General features: G+C 69.1%; 24 protein-coding genes. 17 read left to right on the plus strand and 7 right to left on the minus strand.

What is annotated here, in order from left to right; all coding sequences use genetic code 11:
- Window positions 1-100 precede the first annotated feature (100 nt).
- Complete coding sequence (gene rfaE2 / locus BLS50_RS10015) at window positions 101-586, plus strand: D-glycero-beta-D-manno-heptose 1-phosphate adenylyltransferase (protein WP_012329309.1); 486 nt, start codon at window positions 101-103, stop codon at window positions 584-586.
- 16 nt (window positions 587-602) lie between these two features.
- Here rfaE2 and BLS50_RS10020 read toward each other — a convergent pair whose 3' ends face one another.
- The 6 genes from BLS50_RS10020 to BLS50_RS10045 all read right to left on the minus strand — a co-directional run bounded on the left by BLS50_RS10020 (window position 603) and on the right by BLS50_RS10045 (window position 5,974).
- A complete protein-coding gene (locus BLS50_RS10020) occupies window positions 603-845 on the minus strand; it encodes a hypothetical protein (protein WP_074802140.1) in 243 nt (80 codons plus the stop codon).
- Between the two features lie 206 nt (window positions 846-1,051).
- Complete coding sequence (locus tag BLS50_RS10025) at window positions 1,052-1,849, minus strand: type III pantothenate kinase (protein WP_074802141.1); 798 nt, start codon at window positions 1,847-1,849, stop codon at window positions 1,052-1,054.
- Window positions 1,846-2,766, minus strand: coding sequence for a biotin--[acetyl-CoA-carboxylase] ligase (locus BLS50_RS10030; RefSeq protein ID WP_011546317.1), 921 nt, complete (start codon window positions 2,764-2,766; stop codon window positions 1,846-1,848). Before BLS50_RS10030 ends, BLS50_RS10025 begins: the two co-directional genes overlap by 4 nt.
- Before the next feature lie 90 nt (window positions 2,767-2,856).
- A complete protein-coding gene (locus tag BLS50_RS36295) occupies window positions 2,857-2,991 on the minus strand; it encodes a hypothetical protein (RefSeq protein ID WP_256333986.1) in 135 nt (44 codons plus the stop codon).
- Window positions 2,992-3,050: 59 nt separating this feature from the next.
- Window positions 3,051-3,896 (minus strand): tetratricopeptide repeat protein, encoded by an 846-nt coding sequence (locus BLS50_RS10040; protein ID WP_074802143.1) that lies wholly within the window; start codon window positions 3,894-3,896, stop codon window positions 3,051-3,053.
- Window positions 3,897-3,904: 8 nt separating this feature from the next.
- Window positions 3,905-5,974 (minus strand): bifunctional 2',3'-cyclic-nucleotide 2'-phosphodiesterase/3'-nucleotidase, encoded by a 2,070-nt coding sequence (locus BLS50_RS10045; protein ID WP_074802144.1) that lies wholly within the window; start codon window positions 5,972-5,974, stop codon window positions 3,905-3,907.
- A gap of 383 nt (window positions 5,975-6,357) precedes the next feature.
- On the opposite strand from BLS50_RS10045, the gene BLS50_RS10050 reads away from it, so the two are divergent.
- The 10 genes from BLS50_RS10050 to BLS50_RS10095 all read left to right on the plus strand — a co-directional run bounded on the left by BLS50_RS10050 (window position 6,358) and on the right by BLS50_RS10095 (window position 15,554).
- Window positions 6,358-7,482, plus strand: coding sequence for an MlaE family ABC transporter permease (locus tag BLS50_RS10050; protein ID WP_069233201.1), 1,125 nt, complete (start codon window positions 6,358-6,360; stop codon window positions 7,480-7,482).
- Window positions 7,479-8,393, plus strand: a complete 915-nt coding sequence (locus BLS50_RS10055; protein WP_074802145.1) for an ABC transporter ATP-binding protein — start codon at window positions 7,479-7,481, stop codon at window positions 8,391-8,393. The genes BLS50_RS10050 and BLS50_RS10055 overlap by 4 nt, the downstream gene beginning before the upstream one ends.
- 17 nt (window positions 8,394-8,410) lie before the next feature.
- A complete protein-coding gene (locus BLS50_RS10060) occupies window positions 8,411-9,340 on the plus strand; it encodes an MlaD family protein (protein WP_012329298.1) in 930 nt (309 codons plus the stop codon).
- 129 nt (window positions 9,341-9,469) lie between these two features.
- Window positions 9,470-10,087, plus strand: a complete 618-nt coding sequence (locus BLS50_RS10065) for an ABC-type transport auxiliary lipoprotein family protein (RefSeq protein ID WP_074802788.1) — start codon at window positions 9,470-9,472, stop codon at window positions 10,085-10,087.
- A gap of 43 nt (window positions 10,088-10,130) precedes the next feature.
- Complete coding sequence (locus tag BLS50_RS10070) at window positions 10,131-11,282, plus strand: VanZ family protein (RefSeq protein ID WP_074802146.1); 1,152 nt, start codon at window positions 10,131-10,133, stop codon at window positions 11,280-11,282.
- A gap of 155 nt (window positions 11,283-11,437) precedes the next feature.
- A complete protein-coding gene (locus BLS50_RS10075) occupies window positions 11,438-11,755 on the plus strand; it encodes a (2Fe-2S) ferredoxin domain-containing protein (protein ID WP_006485233.1) in 318 nt (105 codons plus the stop codon).
- Between the two features lie 13 nt (window positions 11,756-11,768).
- Window positions 11,769-12,413: an alpha/beta hydrolase gene (locus tag BLS50_RS10080; protein WP_074802147.1), complete on the plus strand. Its 645-nt coding sequence runs from the start codon at window positions 11,769-11,771 to the stop codon at window positions 12,411-12,413.
- Between the two features lie 547 nt (window positions 12,414-12,960).
- Window positions 12,961-14,271, plus strand: coding sequence for a D-alanyl-D-alanine carboxypeptidase family protein (locus tag BLS50_RS10085; RefSeq protein WP_011694421.1), 1,311 nt, complete (start codon window positions 12,961-12,963; stop codon window positions 14,269-14,271).
- Between the two features lie 48 nt (window positions 14,272-14,319).
- Window positions 14,320-15,246, plus strand: a complete 927-nt coding sequence (locus tag BLS50_RS10090; protein WP_012329295.1) for a D-amino acid aminotransferase — start codon at window positions 14,320-14,322, stop codon at window positions 15,244-15,246.
- Complete coding sequence (locus BLS50_RS10095; RefSeq protein ID WP_011546305.1) at window positions 15,246-15,554, plus strand: HP0495 family protein; 309 nt, start codon at window positions 15,246-15,248, stop codon at window positions 15,552-15,554. The genes BLS50_RS10090 and BLS50_RS10095 overlap by 1 nt, the downstream gene beginning before the upstream one ends.
- Window positions 15,555-15,576: 22 nt before the next feature.
- On the opposite strand, the gene BLS50_RS10100 is transcribed toward BLS50_RS10095, so the two are convergent.
- Window positions 15,577-16,566: a transcriptional regulator GcvA gene (locus tag BLS50_RS10100; RefSeq protein ID WP_006485238.1), complete on the minus strand. Its 990-nt coding sequence runs from the start codon at window positions 16,564-16,566 to the stop codon at window positions 15,577-15,579.
- Between the two features lie 102 nt (window positions 16,567-16,668).
- Between BLS50_RS10100 and BLS50_RS10105 the strand changes: the two genes are divergently transcribed.
- The 6 genes from BLS50_RS10105 to BLS50_RS10130 all read left to right on the plus strand — a co-directional run bounded on the left by BLS50_RS10105 (window position 16,669) and on the right by BLS50_RS10130 (window position 21,900).
- Complete coding sequence (locus BLS50_RS10105) at window positions 16,669-16,995, plus strand: DUF2917 domain-containing protein (RefSeq protein WP_011546304.1); 327 nt, start codon at window positions 16,669-16,671, stop codon at window positions 16,993-16,995.
- A gap of 84 nt (window positions 16,996-17,079) precedes the next feature.
- Window positions 17,080-17,835, plus strand: coding sequence for a lipoyl(octanoyl) transferase LipB (lipB, locus tag BLS50_RS10110; RefSeq protein WP_054928077.1), 756 nt, complete (start codon window positions 17,080-17,082; stop codon window positions 17,833-17,835).
- The gene (lipA, locus tag BLS50_RS10115) at window positions 17,828-18,820 is read left to right on the plus strand and encodes a lipoyl synthase (protein ID WP_012329293.1); all 993 of its coding nucleotides are present in this window, start codon (window positions 17,828-17,830) and stop codon (window positions 18,818-18,820) included. Before lipB ends, lipA begins: the two co-directional genes overlap by 8 nt.
- A 260-nt stretch (window positions 18,821-19,080) precedes the next feature.
- A complete protein-coding gene (tauA, locus tag BLS50_RS10120) occupies window positions 19,081-20,097 on the plus strand; it encodes a taurine ABC transporter substrate-binding protein (protein WP_074802148.1) in 1,017 nt (338 codons plus the stop codon).
- Between the two features lie 40 nt (window positions 20,098-20,137).
- On the plus strand, window positions 20,138-20,935 hold the full coding sequence (locus BLS50_RS10125; protein ID WP_012329291.1) for a taurine ABC transporter ATP-binding protein: 798 nt from the start codon (window positions 20,138-20,140) through the stop codon (window positions 20,933-20,935).
- Window positions 20,935-21,900, plus strand: a complete 966-nt coding sequence (locus BLS50_RS10130) for an ABC transporter permease subunit (protein ID WP_027806730.1) — start codon at window positions 20,935-20,937, stop codon at window positions 21,898-21,900. The genes BLS50_RS10125 and BLS50_RS10130 overlap by 1 nt, the downstream gene beginning before the upstream one ends.
- Window positions 21,901-22,017: the final 117 nt, after the last annotated feature.

Here is a 22,017-nt window from a genome sequence, read left to right on the forward strand (position 1 = left end):
TGTCGCGCTCGTCGCATGAAGCCCGCCCGGCCGGTCCGGCGGGCTTTTTATCGGGTGCCGCCGTCGCGCGCGCCGTCGTTCATCCCGTCCGATCTCCATCATGTCCGCCACTTTCGAACGCAAGCTGATCACCCGTGATGCCCTCGTCGCGCTGCGCGCATCGCTGCCGTCGCCCGTCGTGTTCACCAACGGCGTGTTCGACATCCTGCATCGTGGTCACGTCACGTATCTCGCCGATGCGAAAGCGCTCGGCGCCTGCCTGATCGTCGGCGTGAACAGCGACGCGTCGGTGCGCATGCTCGGCAAGGGCGACGACCGGCCGATCAACCGCGAAGAAGATCGCGCAGCGCTGCTCGCGGCGCTGGAAAGCGTCGACTGGGTCGTGACGTTCGGGGAAAAGACGCCCGTGTCGCTAATCGAAGCCGTCCGTCCGGACATCCTCGTGAAGGGCGGCGATTACGACATGGACGCGCTGCCGGAATCGGCGCTCGTGCGCGGCTGGGGCGGCCGGGCGCTGGCGATTCCGTTCGAGCACGATCGCTCGACCACTGCATTGCTGAAGAAGGTGCGCGCGCAACAGTCTTGAGCGCGACGCAGCGCCGTCACGGGGCGGACGCCGCGAGCGGTGCGGTCGTGATGGCCGGCGCCGCGATCGGGCCGCCGACGACGGGCTGGTCGGTCGCCCGCACGAGCGGTGTCACGCGCAATGCGTCGGGCCGCACCTGCCGCGACAGCACGCCCGGTTCGCGCGGGCCGGCCGCGGGCAGCGGCCCGAACATGCCGCGTGCCACCACAAACGCGAGCATGTTGGCGAGAAAGAGAACAGCGATCAGCCAGCGCAGCATCGTCGAAACTCCTTGTCGTCATTGACGTGATTCACGTCGTTCAGTCGAGCCGGCCGCATGGCCGGCTTTTTTCATGGCTTTCGTTGACCGTTCGTGCGGGCCGCTGGCGCGGCACCGCGCGTATTGCCTCGTCGGCGTGACGTGGGCCGGCCGGGCTCACTTTGGCCTGCGTCGCGACGCGCCGGCGCGATGCCGACGCTTTTGCGTCAATCCTGTGCCGTTGCCGGAGCGGCGTCCGCTGCGATCAGCGCGAGCCCGGACAGGATCAGCGCGTCATGCCGCGTATGCGCGACCGTCAGCGCACGCGCGACGTCGTCCGCCGCACCGCCTGCCAACACGAGCCGCACGGGCGCCTGCCACGCCGCGACGAGATCGCGCCACGCGCGTTCGATCAGGCCGGCCTGCGCGTACAGGCAGCCGGCCGACAGCGAGCGTGGCGTATCGATCTGGAACGGTTCGGCCTGCGCGCCCGCGAGCAGGCCGCTGGCGATATCCGTGGTCAGCGTCGGTAACTGCGCGGTGTGCGTGCCGAGCGCGCGCATCATCAGCGCCCAGCCCGGCGCGATCAGCCCGCCCGTGAAGCGGCCGTCCGCGCGCAATGCCTCGAGCGTCGTCGCGGTGCCGAACGTCGCGATCAGCAGATGCTCGCCGGGAAACGCCGCGTGCGCACCGATCAGGCCGGCCCACCGGTCGCTGCCGAGCTGTTCGGGCGTCGTATAGCCATTCGTCACGCCGCATTGTGCGGGCCGCGCGCGGATCGTCGTGCGCGGCAAGCCCGGCCAGCGCGCGTCGAGCAGCGCGTCGAGCCGTGCGGCCACGTCGGCGCCCGCGACGTTCGAGATCCACGCGCCGCGCGGCCGCGGCAGGTGCGACCAGTCGGGATCGGTGCCGCCGTCGCGCGTATGGCCGAACGCGCCCGTGTCGACGAGCGAGCGCCGCGCGTCGGCGAGCGCCCACTTGATCCGGCTGTTGCCGGCATCGATCAGCAGGTGCGGTTCGCTCATTGCGCTTCGCGCAGCGACACGTCGCCGGCCGCGATCGTTTGTATGCCGTTCGGCGTGTCGAGCAGCAACTGACCGGTCGCGTCGATGCCCGTCGCGATGCCGCGCGCGCGCTCGACGCCCTGTTCGAGCAGCACGACTTCACGGCCCGCGTACGCGTGCAGCGCGTGCCAGCGCGGCAGGAACGGCGCGAGGCCGTCGGTGCCGAACTGCGCGAGCGCGGGCGTGAGCGCGTTCAGCGACGCGGCGAGCGTATCGGTGAGGTTCGCCGACGCGCACGCGATCGACAGCGCGGCGGGCGGCAGCCCGCTCGCGAGCGTCGCTTCGCGCGCGCGCAGCGCGTCGACCTGCGCGGCCACGGCTTCCGCGCCTCGCACGTTGATGCCGAAGCCGATCACGACGGCGGTGGCGTCGGCGGTGGTCCAGACGGTTTCGATCAGGATCCCGGCGAGCTTGCCGACGATGCGCGGCGTGCCGTCGTCGTCGGCCGTCAGCAGCAGGTCGTTCGGCCATTTGAGCGCGACGCGCGTGCGGGCGTCGAGCGGCAGCGTGGCCAGCCCTTCGGCGAGCGCGACGCCGATCGCGATGCTGAGGCCGCCGAGCGCATCGACGGCGCGCGGCACGATGCAGCCGACCGAGCACAGCAGCGCATTGCCGGGCTGCGCGAACCACGGGCGGCCCTGCCGGCCGCGGCCGGCCGTCTGCTCGAACGCGACGCGCACGAGCGGCGCGGGCAACGCGTTCGCGCTGCGCGGCAGCGCTTTGAGCCGCGTCGCGACGTCGGCGTTGGTCGAGCCGGTGGCGGCGACGATGTCGAGCGGCCACGCGCGCGGCGCGGCGTCCAGGTGCGCCTCGAGCCGGTTGCGCGCGATGTGCGCGTCGCCGGATTCGGGCGTGTCGGAGGATGTGGGGGCGTTCATGGCGCCTATTGTAGCGACAGGGGGCGTTGGCGCGCGCCGGAGGGCGCGCCCAACCTGCAGGACGACACGGCGGGGCTTAGCGCTGCATCTCTATCCGCGCTCCAGCGCCTTGATGTCCTCTTCCGACGTCATCTCGCACGCGAGCGGCGTCCTGCCCTTCAGCGCCGGGCCTTGGCGGGTCGAAACGAGGATCGGTGCGCCGCCGACGGCTCGCAGATGACGCATACGACGCAACCACCGTTCGGCCAGGTCACGCCCACGCGCTCCCCCCAGCCGAACGGCCATCACGGCGCGACGACCGGGTGCTTCAGCGCATGCGCGGTCTCGATCCACTGCGCGTGGAATTCGTCCGCGTCGGGGCGAAGCCCGAGTTCGCCGTTGCGATAGGCCATCGCGAGCGTCTGCACGGCTTCCGGCAGCTCGTGCTCGGCGGCGCGGCGATACAGCGCGAGCGCGCGCACCTCGTCGCGCGGCACGCCGCTGCCGTCGCGGTACGCGTTCGCGAGCATGAAGTCGGCGGCCGGGATGTCCGCGCGCGACGCGATGTCGAACCAGTGCGCGGCCTGCACCGGGTCGGCCGCGATGCCGTAGCCGCTGCGGTAGATCAGCCCGAGGTAGTACGCGGCGGCCGGGTCGCCCTGTTCGGCCGCGGCGCCGAGCAGCGCGCGGGCGCGCACATAGTCCTTCGGAATGTCGCCGCTGCCGAGCAGCAACGCCTTGCCGAGCGCAAGCTGCGCGCGCCGCGCGGCCGGCGCGTCGGCCTTGCCCTCCGTCGCCGCGGCCGTTTCCAGCCAGCCGCGCCCCTCGTCGCGCAGCCCCGGCTCATGTGCATCGATGAGCGCGATGCCGAGCGCCGCCTGCGCGGCGCCCGAGCCGCGCCGCGCGAGCGTGCGCAACTGGGCCAGCGCATGCGGCTCGGTCGCCTGCGTGACCATCGCCTGCCATTCGTCGAGCTGCGCGGCGCTCGGCGCGGGGCCGGCGCCGCGCAGGCCGGTCGCCGCGACGACGGCCGCGACGGTCACGGCCACCGCCGCGAGCAAGGCGGCCGGCGGGAGTTTCGCGCGCAGCACGCGCCGCGCGGCGGCGGCGAAGCCGGTTTCGGCGGGCCGCATCGTCCGGATCGGTTGCATAGCGTGTCTCATTGCGTGAGGTCGATTTCGTAGGTCGCGAGGTTCTTGCCCGAGCCGTCGTCGGCCGCGACCTGCGTGATGCCGGTCAGGCCGGCCGCCGCGGCGTCGCCGAGGCGGTTCGGCGCGGACGCGAACTGCACGTGCGCGACCGAGCTCGCGAGCTTCGTGAAGCGCCAGCTGCGCTGCGCGCCGTCGGCCGCGCGCGTGATCGCGCCGCGCTTCTTGATGAACGCGATCAGCACGTCGCGGTTCGCATCGGGCGACGCGAAGATCGTCTTGCTGCCGTCGAGGCCCGGGAAGTTGCCGCCGCCGCTCGCACGGTAGTTGTTGGTCGCGACGATGAACTGCGCGTTCGGGTCGATCGCCACACCCTTGTACGTTAGGTTCCTGATCCGGCTGCCGACAGGCTGCGTGACGTCGATTTCATACGCGAGATCGGCCGACGTGAACATGTCGAAGTTGTAGCCGGGGAAGGTGCTGACGAGCGGCTGCACGGTGGCCTTGGTCGGGTCGATCGTGTTGAAGCGCTTGGCGGCCGTCTCGAGCCAGTTCTTCACGTCGGCGCCGCTCACCTTCACCGCGTACACGGTGTTCGGATACAGGTACAGGTCGGCCGCGTTGTTGATCGCGAGCGCGCCCGGCGCGACGTCGGTATAGTCGGTGCCGCCGCCGAAGCCGCTCTTGAACGGCGCGCTGACCGACAGCACCGGCAGCGACGCGTACTGCGGCAGGTTCGCCTGCACGTAGGTCTTCACGTAGTCGGCCTGCGCCTCGTTGACGATCTGGATCGCGCCCGGATCGCCGACGTCCGCGAAGTACGAGTTCATCCGGTAGTCGGTGGAGCCGATCGGCGTCTTCACGTAGTCGATCGTCGCTTGGTGCTCGGCCGCGATCGCGGCGGACACCGACGGGTCGGCCGCGACGTAGCTCTTGTCGGCATTCTGGATCGGCCGCGCCTCGACGGTCGTCTGCGACTTGTCGACGGCCCAGGTCTTGCCATCGAACTTCAGGCCGAGCTTGATCACGCCGAGATGCTTGCCCCAGTAGTTGGCCATCACGGTCGGCACGCCGTTGACGGTGCCCTTGACCTTGTCGACGCCCGGCAGGTTGAACTGCGCCACGGTGCTGTTCGCGTCCGGGAACACCTGGTGCGAGTGGCCGATCAGCATCGCGTCGATGCCGGACACCTTCGACAGCCACCAGCTGCCGTTTTCCATCGTCGGCGAGTACGCGGAATTGTCGAGGCCGCCGTGCGAGATCGCGACGACGAGATCGGCGCCCTTCGCGCGCATCTCCGGAATGTACTTCTCGGCCGCTTCCTTCAGCCCGGTCGTGTAGACCTTGCCGTCGAGCCAGCGCTTGTCCCAGTTCATGATCGCGGGCGGCGTGAAGCCGATGATGCCGATCTTCACGGGCGCGCTGACCGTCTTGCCGTCCGGCGTCGTGGCCGTCACCGTGCGCGTCAGGATCGTGTACGGCGTGAACAGCGGCGCGTTGGTCTTCGCGCTGATCACGTTCGCGAGTACCTGCGGGAAGTTCGGGCCCGCGCACTTCTTCTGCTGGGCCGGCGCCGGCAGGCCGTCGACCTCGAACGTGTTGCCGGTCACCTGCGACAGGTACGGCAGCCCGTAGTTGAATTCATGGTTGCCGATCCCGCCGCCGTCGAACTTCGCGGCGTTCATCACCTTGTAGATCGCGAGCGTCTGGTCGCAGCCGACCGGCTTCACGAGCGCCTGGTAGTCCGACAGCGCGGTGCCCTGAATCGTGTCGCCGTTGTCGAGCAGCAGCGTGTTCGGGTACTGCTTGCGCGCCTGCGCGATCAGCGTCGACACGCGCTCGAAGCCGAGCGAATTGTCGGCGGCGAGCTTGAAATAGTCGTACGACAGCACGTTGGTGTGCAGGTCGGTCGTCTCGAGCAGCGCGAGCGTGGCCGTCGTGCCGACGGGCGCCTGGGCCTCCGGCTGAGCCGGCGGCGTGGCGGTGACGTCGTCGCCGCCGCAGCCGGCGAGGACGAAGGCGAGGCTGGCGAGCGCGGCGGCGGCCGGCACGTGACGGCGGGAAAGCGGGGGGAGACGCATCGGTTGTCCTGTTCGGTGTTCTGTTTTATGAAACGCGAGGTACGCACGAATGGCGGCGCGGCGCGCCGTCGGCCTGAGGTGCGGCGCGTGAGAGTATCGAAAGGAAACGTGACGGAACAATGAAAGGTCGCGATGCGGGCCGCGAGCCGAGGTCCGTCTCGGTTTCGGGCCGGTCCCGGCCGGCCCCGGCCCGGCGTCCCGGTTGCACGCCCGAGCCCGGCGCCTCGATCGCGCGCCCCGCGTTCGGGCGCCCCCGCCCCCGCGCCCCGGCTGCGCCTCCCGAGTTCGCGCCGCCGGCTGCGCAACCCGCCGAAATCCTCACGTCGCGGCATCGGGCGGTTCGCTACAATGGCCGCTGTCATCCTTTTGCAAACAACCTGCCCTTGGACTTCGAGACTCCTCCCGGCCTGTCGGTCGACGCCGGCGGCCAGGGCCAGACGGTGCGCCTGACCGGCCAGTGGACCGCGCTCTCGCTCGCGCGCAACCGCGGCGTCGTGGCGCGCCGCATCGCGAGCATCGCCGCCGGGCGCGTGAGCGAATGGGATCTGTCCGGCATCGAGCGGCTCGACCACGTCGGCGGCCAGGCGCTGTGGCGCGTATGGGGCCGCAAGCTGCCGGCCGGCGTCGCGCTGAGCGCCACGCAGCGCACGATCTTCGAGCGCATCGAGCGGCTCGACAGCGAACGCGAGGCGCCGGAGCGCATCGTGCGCTTCGATCCCGTCACGCGGCTCGGCCTGGCGATCTTCGCGTTCGGCGAACACCTGCAGGGCGGTATCACGATGTTCGGCCGCGTGATCCTTGATGCGCTGTCGGTGCTGCGCCGCCCGAAGACGATGCCGTGGAAGGAAACCTCCGCGAACATCTACAGCGCCGGCGCGCAGGCGCTGCCGATCACCGCGCTCGTCGCGTTCCTGATCGGCATCGTGCTCAGCTACCTGTCCGCGCAGCAACTGCAGATGTTCGGCGCGAACCGCTACATCGTGAACATCCTCGGGCTGTCGGTGATCCGCGAGCTCGGCCCCGTGCTGTCGGCGATCCTCGTCGCGGGCCGCTCCGGCTCGGCGATCACCGCGCAGATCGGCGTGATGCGGGTGACCGAGGAGCTCGACGCGATGCGCGTGATGGGCATTCCGCACGGGCTGCGGCTGATCCTGCCGCGCGTGCTCGCGCTCGGCGTCGCGATGCCGCTGCTCGTGATGTGGACCAACATCATCGCGCTCACGGGCGGCGCGCTCGCCGCGAAGCTGGTGCTCGGCATCGACATCAACTATTTCGTGCGCTCGCTGCCGGGCGTCGTGCCGATCGCGAACCTGTACATCGGCGTCGGCAAGGGCGTCGTGTTCGGCATGCTGATCGCGCTGGTCGCGTGCCATTTCGGCTTCCGGATCAAGGCGAACTCGCAGAGCCTCGGCGAAGGCACGACCACGTCGGTGGTGTCGTCGATCACGGTCGTGATCCTCGCCGATGCGGTGTTCGCGATCCTGTTCCAGAACGTGGGGCTCGGATGAACGCATCGAACGAAACGACCGCGCATGCCGCGGCCATCGGCGCCGGGTCGGTCGGCGCCCGGCCGGACGCGGCCGCCGACGCCGGCGATCTCGTGATCGAGGTGCGCAACCTGACCAAGCGCTACGGGCGCAACATCGTTCACCAGAAGCTCGATTTCGACGTGCGGCGCGGCGAGATCGTGTCGATCGTCGGCGGGTCGGGCTCCGGCAAGACGACGCTCGTGCGGCAGATCCTGGGCCTCGAACGGCCGACGTCGGGCACGATCAAGGTGTTCGGCGAGGATACGTCGACGATCGACGATGCAAGCGCGCGGATGATGCGCACGCGCTCGGGGATGCTGTTCCAGCAGGGTGCGCTGTTCTCGTCGATGACGGTGTTCGACAACGTCGCGCAGCCGCTGCGCGAGCTTGGCCGCGTGCCGCCGGACCTGCTGCACGACATCGTGATGCTGAAGCTCGAGATGGTCGGGCTGCCGTGCAAGCACGCGTCTAAGATGCCGGCCGCGCTGTCGGGCGGGATGGTGAAACGGGTCGGCATCGCGCGCGCGATCGCGCTGGAGCCCGAACTGCTGTTCCTCGACGAGCCGACGGCCGGCCTCGATCCGCAGGCGTCCGACGAATTCGTCGAGCTGATCGCGACGCTGCATCGCACGCTCGGGCTGACCGTCGTGATGGTGACGCACGACCTCGACACGATGGTCGCGCTGTCGACGCGCGTCGCGGTGCTGGCCGACCGCAAGGTGCTGGTCGCCGCGCCCGTCGAGGAGGCCGCGAACGTCGACCATCCGTTCATCCACGAATATTTCCTGGGGCTGCGCGGGCGCCGCGCATTGCAGGCGCTGCCGCCCGAGCGGCGCACGAAGCTGCCGAAGGCGGCCCTCGAACCGGCGCTCTCGAGCGTCGAGCTGTAGAAGCAAGGAACCCGCGAATGGAAAACAAATCACATGCGTTCTGGGCCGGCCTGTTCACGATCGCGCTGACGCTCGCGATCGCGGGCACCGTGTTCTGGTTCAACGTCGACCGTACCGTGCGCGTGCCGTACGACCTGCTCGCGCGCACCAACGTGACGGGGCTGTTCCCGGACGCGGCGGTGCGCTTTCGCGGCCTCGACGTCGGCAAGGTGCAGTCGATCGGCTTCGATCGCACCCATCCGGGCCAGATCCGCATCCGCATCCTCGTCGATCACGATGCGCCGATCACGCAGTCGACCTACGGCAGCCTCGGCTTCCAGGGCGTGACGGGCATCGCGTTCGTGCAGCTGGAGGATACGGGGCGCGATCTGGCGCCGCTGCCGTCGTCGCCGAAGGCGATCGCGCAGATCCCGATGCGGCCGAGCTTGTTCGACCAGATCCAGGAGCGCGGCGACGTGCTGCTGCGGCAGCTCGAACTGGCCGCGAAGAGCGCGAACGCGCTGATGTCGCCCGAGATGCGCGAGCAGTTGCGCGCGACCGCCGAAAGCCTGCAGCACGCGGCCGACGGCGCCGCGACGCTGACGAAGCAGCTCGGCCCGGCGGTCACCGCGCTGCCGGAGACGATGCACGAGGTGAACCGCGCGATGGCGTCGGCGAACACGCTGCTGCAGCCGAACGGGCCGCTCGTGTCGAACCTGAACAAGGCCGGCACGGCCGCCGAGCAGGTGGGCGTCGCGCTGAACGGCCTCAACGCGCGCGTGCAGTACGACACGCTGCCGCGCTTCAATGCGCTGGCCGACAGCGTCGGCGACGCGTCGCGGCAATTGAAGGACGTCGCCGGTGAACTTGGCCGCAACCCGCGCAGTCTGTTGTTCGGTTCGCCCGGCGCGGCGCCGGGGCCCGGCGAGGCGGGCTTCGTCTGGCCGGGTGCGACGGCCGGGAAGTGACAGACGGGACGTACGGAACATACGGGACACACCGATACGGGACACCCCGCAGCAGTTGATCGATCGTCCGGCCGGGAGCGGCCGGGCATGACGCCCATCGAAACCGGACACATCATGCAGGAATACGCCATGCCACGAATCCTTGACCGCGCGTTGCGCCCGGCCGCGCTCGCCGTGCTGACGCTCGCGCTCGCGGCCGGTTGCGCCGGCAACGACGCGGTACTGTCGAACATCCGCTACGACCTCGGACCTGCCTCGTCGGTGACGACCACCGGTTCGGGCCCCGCGCTGAAGGTGCTCGACGTCGCCGCGCCCGACGCGCTCGATTCGGACAAGTTCGCGTACCGCCTCGCGTACGCGGATGCGCAGCACGTGGCCGTCTATCGCGACAGCCGCTGGACCGCGCCGCCCGCGCAACTGCTCACACAGCGGCTGCGCGGCGCGCTGTCGTCGCGCGGCACGGTGCTCGAAGGCGCCGACGGCGTGCGCGCGCCGACCCTCAAGGTCGACCTCAGCGAATTCGAACAGGTCTTCGACGGGCAGTCGCAAAGCCACGGCGCGGTCACCGCGCGCGCAACGCTGATGCTCGACGGCAAGGTGCTCGGCCAGCGCACGTTCGTCGCGCGTGCGCCGTCGAGCACGCCCGACGCCGCCGGCGGCGCGCGTGCGCTTGCGGCGGCCAGCGACGAACTCGTGTCGCAGATCGCCGCGTGGGTCGGCGTGCAGGCGTACGCGGGCACGCCGTGACGCCCGACGTGCCGCCGCGATTGCATCCGCGATTGCATCCGCGATGAACGTGCCCGGCACGCATCGCGCGTCGCCGCTCGCACGGCAGGCGTTTGCCGCCTATGCGGCGCTGATCGTCTATGCGTCGCTGTATCCGTTCGAAGGCTGGGTGTCGCTCGGCATCGGCCCGTTCGATTACCTGTTCGCGCCGATGCAGCGCTACGTGACCGCGTTCGACGTGGTCACGAACGTGCTCGGTTATCTGCCGTTCGGCGCGCTCGGCGTGCTCGCGCTGCATCCGCGCTGGCGCGGCGTGGCCGCGACGCTGATCGCGGGCGGGCTCGGCGTGCTGCTGTCGGGCACGATGGAAGCGCTGCAGACCTACCTGCCGACGCGCGTTGCGTCGAATCTCGATCTCGGCGCCAACGCGCTCGGCGCGCTGCTGGGCGCGGCGCTTGCGGCGCCGGCCACCGGCGCGCTGCTCGACCGCGGCGCGCTGCGCCGGCTGCGCTTCGCGTGGCTGGAGCCCGACGGTTCGACGCCGCTGCTGCTCGCCGCGCTGTGGCCGTTCGCGATCGTGTTTCCGTCGCCGTTCCTGTTCGGCATCGGCGACTGGCCGGCCGCGCTGTGGGAGCGCGCCGACGCGTCGATGCAGGACGCGCTGCTCGCGTGGCTGCCGGCCGCATGGCGCGTCAGCGAATGGCCCGAGCGGGTCGACGGCTGGCTGTCCGATTCCGCATGGGAAGCCGTGCTCGGCGGGCTGATGCTGTTCGCCGCGCTGGCGATCGCGTCGCTCGCGATGCGCGCGCGCGCGCCGCGCATCCGGCTGCTGATCGCGCTGGTGGTCGCCACGCTCGTGCTGAAGGCGGCCGCGACGTTCATGCAGTCGGCCACCGGCCTCGTCGTCGTGTGGGCGACGCCCGGCGCGCGGCTCGGCATCGAGCTCGGTTTCGCGGCGGCGCTCGTCGCGTTGCGCGTGCCGGCGACGTGGCGCGCGCTGCTCGCGGCGCTCGCGCTGCTGGCCGGTGTCGCGCTGGTGAACCTGCTGCCGGTCAACCCGTTCTTCGACTTCACGCTGTCGGGGTGGCGACAGGGCCGCTACGTGCACTTCAACAGCATCGCGCGCTGGCTCGCATGGATCTGGCCCTACGCGGCGCTGATCTGGCTCGGCCAGCGCGTCGAGCACGCGTGGCTGCCGGCCGCGCTGCGCCGCTGACCCGGCGGCCGGGGGCCGTGCGGCGGCGGCCGTGCCGCGGGCAGCCGCGTGCGCCGGTCGCTATAATCGTCCGCATCCTCCGTTGCCGCCTCGCGCAACGGCAATCCATCGCCCCTCTTTCCGCACGGCTTCGTGCCGGGCCGCTCGTCACCATCATGGATTCCTACTACCAGCACCACGTCTTCTTCTGCCTGAACCAGCGCGATCCGGGCGCCGAACGCCCGAGCTGCGCGCAATGCGATGCACAGACCATGCAGGAATACGCGAAAAAGCGCGTGAAGGAACTCGGTCTCGCGGGGCCCGGCAAGGTCCGCATCAACAAGGCCGGGTGCCTGGACCGCTGCGAGGAAGGGCCGGTGATGGTCGTGTATCCGGAAGGCACGTGGTACACGTACGTTGATCAGGCCGACATCGACGAGATCGTCGAGTCGCACCTGCGCGACGGCAAGGTCGTCGACCGCCTGAAGATCTGAGCGGGCCGGCCGAATGAACGTTCATACGCAGAAATCGCTGATCGCGGGCCCGGTCGGCCAGATCGAAATCGCGGTCGACCTGCCCGACGCCGTGCGCGAAGGCGGCGCCGCGCCGCGCGGCATCGCGCTCGTCGCGCATCCGCATCCGCTGTTCGGCGGCACGATGGACAACAAGGTCGCGCAGACGCTCGCGCGCACGCTCGTGCAGTTGAACTACGTCGTCTACCGGTCGAACTTCCGTGGCGTCGGCGCGACCGAGGGCGTGCACGACAACGGCACGGGCGAGGCCGACGACCTGCTCGCGGTGCTCGCGCACATGCGCGCGCAGCCCACGTATGCGGACCTGCCGCTCGTGCTCGCGGGCTTCTCGTTCGGCACCTTCGTGCTGTCGCACGTCGCGAAGCGGTTGCGCGACGCGGGCGAGACGATCGAGCGGATGGTGTTCGTCGGCACGGCCGCGAGCCGCTGGCAGGTGGCCGACGTGCCCGAGAACACGCTCGTGATCCACGGCGAAACCGACGACACGGTGCCGATCGCGTCGGTGTACGACTGGGCGCGGCCGCAGGAGCTGCCGGTCGTCGTGATCCCCGGCGCCGAGCATTTTCTCCATCGCAAGCTGCACGTGCTGAAGCGCATCATCGTCGACGCGTGGCGCTAGGGTCGGCGCAAGTCGGTTATTGGCGTGAACAGGCCCTTGCCTGCATGCGGTGGCCGGCGTGAGCGTCGGTGACCGCACCGCGCACCGGCGCCCGGCCGGCTGAGGCGCGACCCTTCCCGAAACTTCATGCGACATCGCGCCGCCCCGCACGGCGCGCGGCCGGCCGCATGGCGGCGCAACCCGACTTGCACGCCGCCTGCGCACACCTTTCGCGCGGCTTCGAGCGCGCGTGTCCGTTGCATGCCCGTGCGATGCTCTCGCAACCGGTATGCGGGTGTCCGCTGCCAGGTTCGCGAAAACGCCGTTCGCGGCCACGTATAATGGCCGCATTTCGCGTTGCCCGCGGCCCGGCTGGGCCCATGCGGCGCTCGTTTCGCCGCCTGTCCGCCCGCTCGCGACGGCCGCGAACCGAACGCGCCCGCACGAGTCCAACCGGCGCGTTTCGCGTCGCCCGACGGTGTCGGGCGAGTGCCCGAGACGCCCGCCGCCTTGCCGTTCAACCCTGCGCGTCTCGCACCGCACTTTCTGCCATCAGCCTGAATCGATCATGCGTCTGTCTTCCCAAGGCCTCAAGTCCCTCGCTTCTTCCATCGCCTTCGGCACCGCCGCGCGCAACGTCGCGCTCGGCGTGATGCTGCCCGTCGCGCTCGCCTCGACGATCGTCGTCGCCGAGGCGAAGCCGGCCGCCAAGGCCAAGGCCGCGCATGCGGCGCCGGCCGCCGAGCAGTTCACCGGCGCGCCCGCGACCTACATGCCGGGCGCGGTGCCGCCGCCGGGCGTGAACGCGCGCTCGTGGGTGCTCGTCGACGCGACGAGCAACACGGTGCTCGCGTCGGGCAATGCGGACGAACGCGTCGAGCCGGCGTCGCTGACGAAGCTGATGACGGCCTACCTCGTGTTCGAGGCGCTCGACAAGAAGAAGATCTCGATGGAGCAGATCGTCACGCCGAGCGACGCAGTGCGCCGCGTCGGCCGCGACGAGTCGCGCATGTTCATCGAGGCGAACAAGCCGGTGTCCGTGCACGACCTCGTGTACGGGATGATCATCCAGTCGGGCAACGATGCCGCGATCGCGCTGGCCGAGCTCGTCGGCGGCAGCGAAGGGCAGTTCGTCACGATGATGAACGACGAGGCAGGGCGCCTCGGCATGAAGGGCACGCACTTCGCCGACGTGAACGGCATGCCCGACCCGAACCACTACACGACGGCCGGCGATCTCGCGAAGCTGTCGGCCCACCTGATCCGCGATTTTCCGCAGTACTACAGCATCTTCTCGGAGAAGGAATTCAAGTACAACAACATCCGCCAGGGCAACCGCAACCGGCTGCTGTGGCTCGACCCGACGGTCGACGGCCTGAAGACCGGCCATACGCAGGCGGCCGGTTACTGCCTGATCGCGTCGGCGAAGCGCGCGATCCCGGGCGTCGACGGCCAGCGCCGCCTGGTGTCGGTGATGATGGGCGAGCAGAAGGAAAGCGAGCGTACGCAGGACAGCATGAAGATGCTGAACTACGGCTACAGCGCGTTCGATTCGGTGCGCCTGTTCAAGGGCGGCCAGGCGATCTCGACGCCGCGCATCTACAAGGGCAAGGACAACACCGTGCAGGTCGGCGTGAAGGGCGACCAGTGGGCGACCGTGCCGCGCGGCCTCGGCGACAAGGTCAAGACCGAAGTCGACGTCAACGCGCCGCTGATCGCGCCGCTCGCCGAAGGCCAGCAGGTCGGCACCGTGAAGATCGTCGCCGACGGCAAGACGCTGTCCGAATTCCCGGTCGTCGCGCTGCAGGCCGTGCCGGAAGCGGGTATCTTCGGACGTATCTGGGACTCGATCCTGCTGATGTTCAGCAAGAAGAAGTAAGCACGACGGGCCTTTGTTTTCACGACTTCATCCCCATCTGTCATAGCCATGAGCCAAGCCGAATTCGAACCGATCGTCTACCTCAGCGTCTCGGCGCAGGAGGAACTGGTGCCGCTGTCCGAAGCCCGTGTACCGGTGCTCGACCGCGGGTTCATCTTCGGCGACGGCGTGTATGAAGTCGTGCCCGTCTATGCGCACGATGGCGCGCACGTGCCGTTCCGGATCGAACAGCATCTGGACCGGCTCGCGCGCAGCCTGAAGAAGATCGGCATCGACGACCCGCACGATGCGGCGGGCTGGCGCGCGCTGATCGAGCGGGTGGTCGCGGCGAATGCCGAAGGCCTCGGCGACGGCAACGCGCTCGTCTACCTGCAGGTGACGCGCGGCGTCGCGAAGCGCGGCCACGCGTTCCCGGCGAACGCGGTGCCGACCGTGTTCGCGATGACGAGCCCGCTGCGCCTGCCGTCGGAAGCGGAGCGCGCGAAGGGCGTGCGCTGCGTGACGGCCGAGGATCGTCGCTGGCTGCATTGCGACATCAAGTCGATCTCGCTGCTCGGCAACGTGTTGATGGCGCAGCATGCGGCCGAACGCGACGCGTTCGAGACGATCCAGCTGCGCGACGACAACGTGACCGAAGGCTCGTCGTCGAACGTGTGGATCGTGAAGAACGGCGAACTGTTCGCACCGCCGCGCAGCAACAAGATCCTCGAAGGGATCCGCTACGCGCTGGTCGAGCAGCTGGCCGAAGAGTGCGGGATCCGGTTCGTCGCGCGCGAGATCAGCGAGGTCGAGCTGCGCTCGGCCGACGAGATCATGCTGACGTCGGCCACCAAGGAAATCCTGCCTGTGACGTCGCTCGACGATCTGCCCGTGCAGGGCGGCAAGCCGGGCCCCGTGTTCGCGGCGCTGTATGACGCGTACCAGCGTGCGAAGGCACGCGAATTTGAACAGTTTGACCTGACCCGGAGAAAATGATGAGCGAACCGACCAAAACCGTCGAGGTGACCGGCGCGATCGAGACCCGGAAGGAGTCGCTGCTGGAGTTTCCGTGCGATTTCCCGATCAAGATCATGGGCAAGGCGCACCCCGAATTCAAGGACACAATCTTCAAGGTCGTGGCCGTTCACGACAACGAGATCGACGTCGAGAAGATCGAGGAGCGCGCGTCGAGCGGCGGCAATTACACGGGCCTCACGATCACCGTGCGCGCGACGAGCCAGGAACAGCTCGACAACATCTACCGTGCGCTGACCGGCCATCCGATGGTCAAGGTCGTCCTTTAAGCGCTCGTTCCGGCGTCCGGGATCAGCGCAAACGGCCGCTGATCCCTTTCCATCCTCCCTCCAGCGCGCACTCGGCGGGGCATTTCCCCGCCGCGCGCCGCGCGTCCAGCTCGTCGCACAGCCGCTTGTATTCGGCCACTTCCTCGAACAGCCAGGTCCGGAACGCCTGCACGCGCGGCGTGTTCAGCAGCGGCGGCGGGCACACGAAAAAATAGTGCCACGGGCTCGGCCCGTCGATGTCGAACAGGCGCACGATGCGCCCGTCGAGCAGGTCGTGCACCGCGAGCGAGCGGCGCACCAGCGCGATGCCCTGGCCCTCGATCGCGGCCAGCAGCAGGTTCGACGAATCCTGGTACAGAATCCCGCGTTTCGGCTCGGTCAGCGTATCGAGCCCGGCCGCGTCGAACCACGGCCGCCACAGCTCGTCGTCCGAGCGCAGCAGCGGGTAGTGCACGAGATCGGCGGGCGTCTGCGGCAGCTTGCCGCCGTTCAGCGTCGGCGCGCACGCCGGAAAGAACACCTCCTCGAACAGCGGCTCCACGTGGAGCCCCGGATAGCTGCCGAAGCCGAAGCGGATCGCCAGATCGACGTCGTCGCGCGCAAAATCGGTCAGCGAGTTGGTCGACTGCAGCTCGACGTCGATTTCCGGATGCCGCTCGATGAACGTGCCGATGCGCGGCGTGATGAAGCGCGCGGCGAACGACGACAGCATCGACACCACCAGCCGCCGGTCGCGGTCGCTCGCGCGCACGTCGCGCGTCGCGTCGGCGATCACCATCAGCGCGGTGCGGATCTGCTGCGCGTAGCGCATGCCGGCGTCGGTCAGGCACAGCCGCTTGCCGTTGCGCGTGAACAGCTGCACGCCGAGCTCTTCCTCGAGCGCGCGCACCTGATGGCTGACCGCGCCGTGCGTGACGAACAGCTCGTCGGCGGCGCGCGAGAAGTTCTCGTGGCGGGCGGCGGCTTCGAACGCGCGAATCGCGTTCAGCGCCGGGAGCTGGCGGAGGTCCATTTGCTAATTTTCCTCACATCGACGTGAAAATTGGTCGTTTGGTCGGACGCCTTTGAATGACTACGATTGTAGCCATCGAAGCACTTATTGGCGGAGTCGATCATGCAAGAAATTTCTTCAAGCATCACCTTTGAAATTCCCGCGGGCGAGACCGTGCCGATGAAGGTGCAGCGCAGCACGCGGCTGACCGTCCAGTGCGGGCCGGTCTGGGCGACGCGCAGCAACGACGTGGACGATTACTTCCTGGTCGACGGCGAGACGCTCAAGCTGCGTCGCGGCGAGCGGCTGTGGCTCAGCGCGGAAGGCCGCGAGGGCGCGTGCGTCGCGTTCTCGGTGTCGCGGCCGCCGCGGGAGGTCGCGCTGGGCGGGCTGACCCGGCTGCGCGAACGCGTGAGCGCGCTGTTCCACGACGGCTGGCGCACGGTCTGACCATCCTTTCATCCGACGGATACCGGCGATCCGTCCCCCTCTCCAGGCCGGCGAGACCCATGGGTTTTCGGTAAACTACCGCCCATGTCCGTTTCGCCGGTTTCCATCGTGTCCACGCCTGTCGCCGTTTCCGCATCGCCCGCCGGAGCTCCGGATCAGCCGGTCCAGCCGGTCACCGTGCGGTGGCGGGGCCGCGAGGCGTACGAGGCGAGCTTCGACGCGATGCGCGCGTTCACCGACACGCGCACGGCCGACACCGGCGACGAGATCTGGGTGGTCGAGCATCCGCCCGTCTACACGCTCGGCCAGGCCGGCGACCCGGCGCACCTGCTGGTGGCCGACAGCGGCGTGCCGCTCGTGAAGGTCGACCGCGGCGGACAAATCACCTACCACGGCCCCGGCCAGATCGTCGTCTACCTGCTGCTGGACCTGCGCCGGCGCAAGCTGATGGTGCGCACGCTCGTGACGAAGATCGAGGAGGCCGTGATCGAAACCCTCGCGGCGTATAATCTCGCTTCGGTCCGCAAGGCGGGCGCGCCCGGGATCTACGTGGCGTCCGGCGTGCACGAGGGCGCAAAGATCGCGGCCCTCGGCCTGAAGATCCGCAACGGCTGCAGCTATCACGGGCTGAGCCTGAACGTGAAGATGGATCTGCGCCCGTTTCTTGCGATCAACCCGTGCGGCTATGCCGGACTGGAAACCGTCGACATGGCGAGCCTCGCGGTTGCCGCCGACTGGAACGACGTCGCCCACACGCTGGTGGGCCGTCTGATCGCCAACCTCGACGGCGCATCCGCGGCCGCCGACAAGCCGCACGCACTGGAACAATCGAATGACTGACGTTACCGCTTCTCCCGCACCGGCCGATTCGGCCGCGACTCCGGCCTACGATCCGACCGCCAAGCAGAAGGCGCAGGCGAAGACGGCGCGCATCCCGATCAAGGTCATTCCGATCGAGAAGCTGAAGAAGCCCGAGTGGATCCGCGTGAAGGCGGCCACCGGCAGCTCGCGTTTCAACGAGATCAAGACGATCCTGCGCGAGCACAACCTGCACACCGTGTGCGAGGAAGCGAGCTGCCCGAACATCGGCGAATGCTTCGGCAAGGGCACCGCGACGTTCATGATCATGGGCGACAAGTGCACGCGCCGCTGCCCGTTCTGCGACGTCGGCCACGGCCGTCCCGATCCGCTCGACGCGGATGAACCGAAGAACCTCGCGCGCACGATCGCGGCGCTCAAGCTCAAGTACGTGGTGATCACGAGCGTCGACCGCGACGACCTGCGCGACGGCGGCGCCGCCCACTTCGTCGAGTGCATTCGAGAAACGCGTGCGCAGTCGCCGGACACGCGCATCGAGATCCTGACGCCGGACTTCCGCGGCCGTCTCGACCGCGCGATCTCGATCCTGAACGCCGCGCCGCCCGACGTGATGAACCACAACCTCGAAACGGTGCCGCGCCTGTACAAGGAAGCGCGCCCGGGTTCGGACTACGCGCACTCGCTGAAGCTCTTGAAGGACTTCAAGGCGCTGCATCCTGACGTCGCGACGAAGTCGGGCCTGATGGTCGGCCTCGGCGAGACGGAAGAGGAAATCCTGCAGGTGATGCGCGACCTGCGCGCGCACGACGTCGACATGCTGACGATCGGCCAGTACCTGCAGCCGTCCGAGCACCACCTGCCGGTGCGGGCGTACGTGCATCCGGACACGTTCAAGATGTACGAGGAAGAGGCGTACAAGATGGGCTTCACGCACGCGGCCGTCGGCGCAATGGTGCGCTCGAGCTATCACGCCGATCTGCAGGCGCATGGGGCCGGGGTGGTCTGAGCGTCGCGCTCACTTCCATCTGCAACAGTCTCGAGCAGTCGAAAAAAGCCCGCAGCGATGCGGGCTTTTTCGTTGACGCGGCGGTTATCCGTGCATGCGCGCGGCAATCGTCATCCGACCGGATGCGCAATCCGGTCTAGCGTGGAAAGCAAAGCTGAAACGGCATCGATAGCTTCGCAGGATAAGTTCGCTCCCGCCGCGCGCAAAGCCCGTAAAGTCGGCTCTCCCGCAGCAATGCCCGCATTCCGAAGGAGAGCCGCATGTCCCGTTTCAGCTTCATCCGCCGCGCCGTCGTCGCGCTGACCGCCTTTGCCGCGCTCGGCGCGGCGCACGCCGAATCGCGCGAAGTCGTGATCGCGTACCAGGACATGGTCGTACCGTGGCGCTACGCGCAGGCGAGCGGTGAAGTCGAAAAGGCGACCGGCTACAAGGTCACGTTCCGCAAGCTCGACAGCGGCGCCGACGTGATCCGCGCGCTCGCGTCGGGCTCCGTGCAGCTCGGCGAAGCGGGCTCGAGCCCGATCGCGGCAGGCCTGTCGCAGGGGCTCGACATCTCGCTGTTCTGGGTGCTCGACAACATCAACGACGCCGAGGCGCTCGTCGCGCGCAACGGCTCGGGCGTGACCAGCATCGCCGCGCTCAAGGGCAAGAAGATCGGCGTGCCGTTCGTGTCGACGTCGCACTTCCATACGCTCGTCGCGCTGCAGGCCGCGGGCGTCAATCCGAACGACGTGAAGATCGTCAACCTGCGTCCGCCCGAAGTCGCCGCCGCCTGGACGCGCGGCGACATCGACGCGACTTATATCTGGGACCCGGTGCTCGCGAAGGTCAAGCAGTCGGGCACCGTGCTGACGACGTCCGGCCAGGTTGCGAAAGAAAGTGGCAAGGCGACCTTCGACGGCTTCGTCGTGAGCCGCAAGTTCGCGCGCGAGAACCCCGAGTTCGTCACGCGCTTCGTGAAGGTGCTCGCGGCGGCGGACGCCGACTACCGCTCGCATGCGGCGGCGTGGAAGGTCGGCTCGCCGCAGGTCGCGGCGGTCGCGAAGGTGTCCGGCGCGAACGCGCAGGACGTGCCGGCCAGCCTCGCGCTCTACGCATTCCCGACGGCGGCCGAACAGGCATCGCCGACGTGGCTCGGCGGCGGTGCGCAATCGGGCGCCGCGAAGTCGCTCGCGGCCACGGCCACGTTCCTCAAATCGCAAGGCACGATCCAGACGGTGCTCGCCGACTATTCGGTCGGCGTCGATCCGCAGTTCGTGCAGAAGGCCGCGCGCTGAGCGCGGCCACTCAGCCCACTCATCGCGGAGGCCTTCGATCATGAGCACGCTGGAAGTCCGCCAGGTATCGGTTGCCTATCCGGGCGAGCGCGGCAGGCCGACGACGCAGGCGCTCGCGCAGGTCGACCTGCGCATCGATGCCGGTGAATTCGTCGTCGCGCTCGGTGCGTCCGGATGCGGCAAGACCACGCTGCTGAACTGCATGGCCGGCTTCGTCGCGCCGACGACGGGCGACGTGCGCGTCGACGGCGTGCCGATCACGGGCCCCGGCGCCGATCGCGGCGTCGTGTTCCAGAAGTACGCGTTGCTGCCGTGGCTCGACGTGCTCGACAACGTCGCGCTCGGGTTGCGCTTTGCGCGCGTATCGAAGGCCGAACGCGAAGCGCGGGCGCGCGAGATGCTCACGCTCGTCGGTCTCGAGCGCCACGCGCACGCACGCGTGTATGAACTGTCGGGCGGGATGCAGCAGCGGGTCGGTATCGCGCGTGCGCTCGCCAGCGACCCGCGCGTGCTGCTGATGGACGAACCGATGGGCGCGCTCGATGCGATGACGCGCGGCACGATGCAGGCGCTCGTGCTCGACGTGTGGGCGCGCACCGGCAAGACGGTGTTCTTCATCACGCACGACGTCGAGGAGGCGTTGTTCCTCGCGACGCGTCTCGTCGTGATGACGCCGGGCCCCGGTCGCATCGCCGAAACCTTCGAGTTGCCGTTCGCACGCCGCTACGTCGAATCGCGCGACGCGCGTGCGGTGAAGTCGTCGCCGGATTTCATCGGGTGGCGCGAGCGGCTGATCGCGTACCTGCATCGCGACGAGGCGGTCGCGGAGCCCGCGTGATGCACGAGTTCGCGCGGCAGGGTGCGTCCGTCGGGCGCGGCCGGATCAGTACATTGCACAGGCAGGACGACATGAGCACGCAGGATTCCTGGGCGGCCGATCGCGCGACCGCCGACTCCGAACGGGATGCGCGCGCGGCGCAACAGCGCCATGCGGTGCGTCCCGCCCGGACATCACATCGTTACCGGTTGCCGGGGCAAGGAAAGACGGCCGGGTTGAGCGCTGCGACGATCGCGGCATTGGCCGCGCTCTGGTGGGTCGCGACGCATTTCCAGTGGCTGCCGCCGCTGTTCCTGCCCGCACCGGAAGCAGTGTGGACCGCGTTCGTCGACGCATGGCACGGCCGCATCCAGGGCGGCCTGCCGTTGTCCGAACATCTGCTGTGGAGCGCCGCGCGCGTGTTCGGTGCGTTCCTGCTCGCGACCGCGATCGGCGTGCCGGCCGGCATCCTGATGGGCGTGAGCCGCATCGCGCGCGGCGTGCTCGATCCGTTGCTGGAGTTCTATCGGCCGCTGCCGCCGCTCGCGTATCTGCCGCTCGTCGTGATCTGGTTCGGCATCGACGAAACGGCGAAGCTGGTCGTGATCTTTCTCGCCTGCTTTGCGCCGATCGCGATGGCCGCGCGCGCCGGCGTGCGTGCGGCAACCGTCGAGCAGATCAACGCCGCGTATTCGCTCGGCGGCAGCTTCGCGCAGATCGTGCGGCATGTCGTGCTGCCGGCCGCGCTGCCGGAGATCCTCACCGGCCTGCGGATCGCGATCGGGTTCGGCTGGACGACGCTCGTCGCGGCCGAGATGGTTGCCGCGACGGCCGGGCTCGGGCAGATGGTGCTCAACGCATCGAGTTTCCTGCGCACCGACATCGTCGTGATGGGCATCCTGATCATCGGCGCGATCGCATGGCTGTTCGATCTGGCGATGCGCTGGGTCGAGCGGCGGGTGGTGCCGTGGAAGGGGCGAGGGTAGGCCGTACAGGCGGAAAGGACTGTGTTTGGCGTCCGTGCAGCGAGTGCGAAGGGGCCGGGGTTCGTATCGATAGAACCCCGGCCCCTGTTGCTTGATGCGGGCGATGTAGCCGTGGCG

Source organism: Burkholderia orbicola, assembly GCF_900100915.1.
GTDB lineage: Bacteria > Pseudomonadota > Gammaproteobacteria > Burkholderiales > Burkholderiaceae > Burkholderia > Burkholderia orbicola.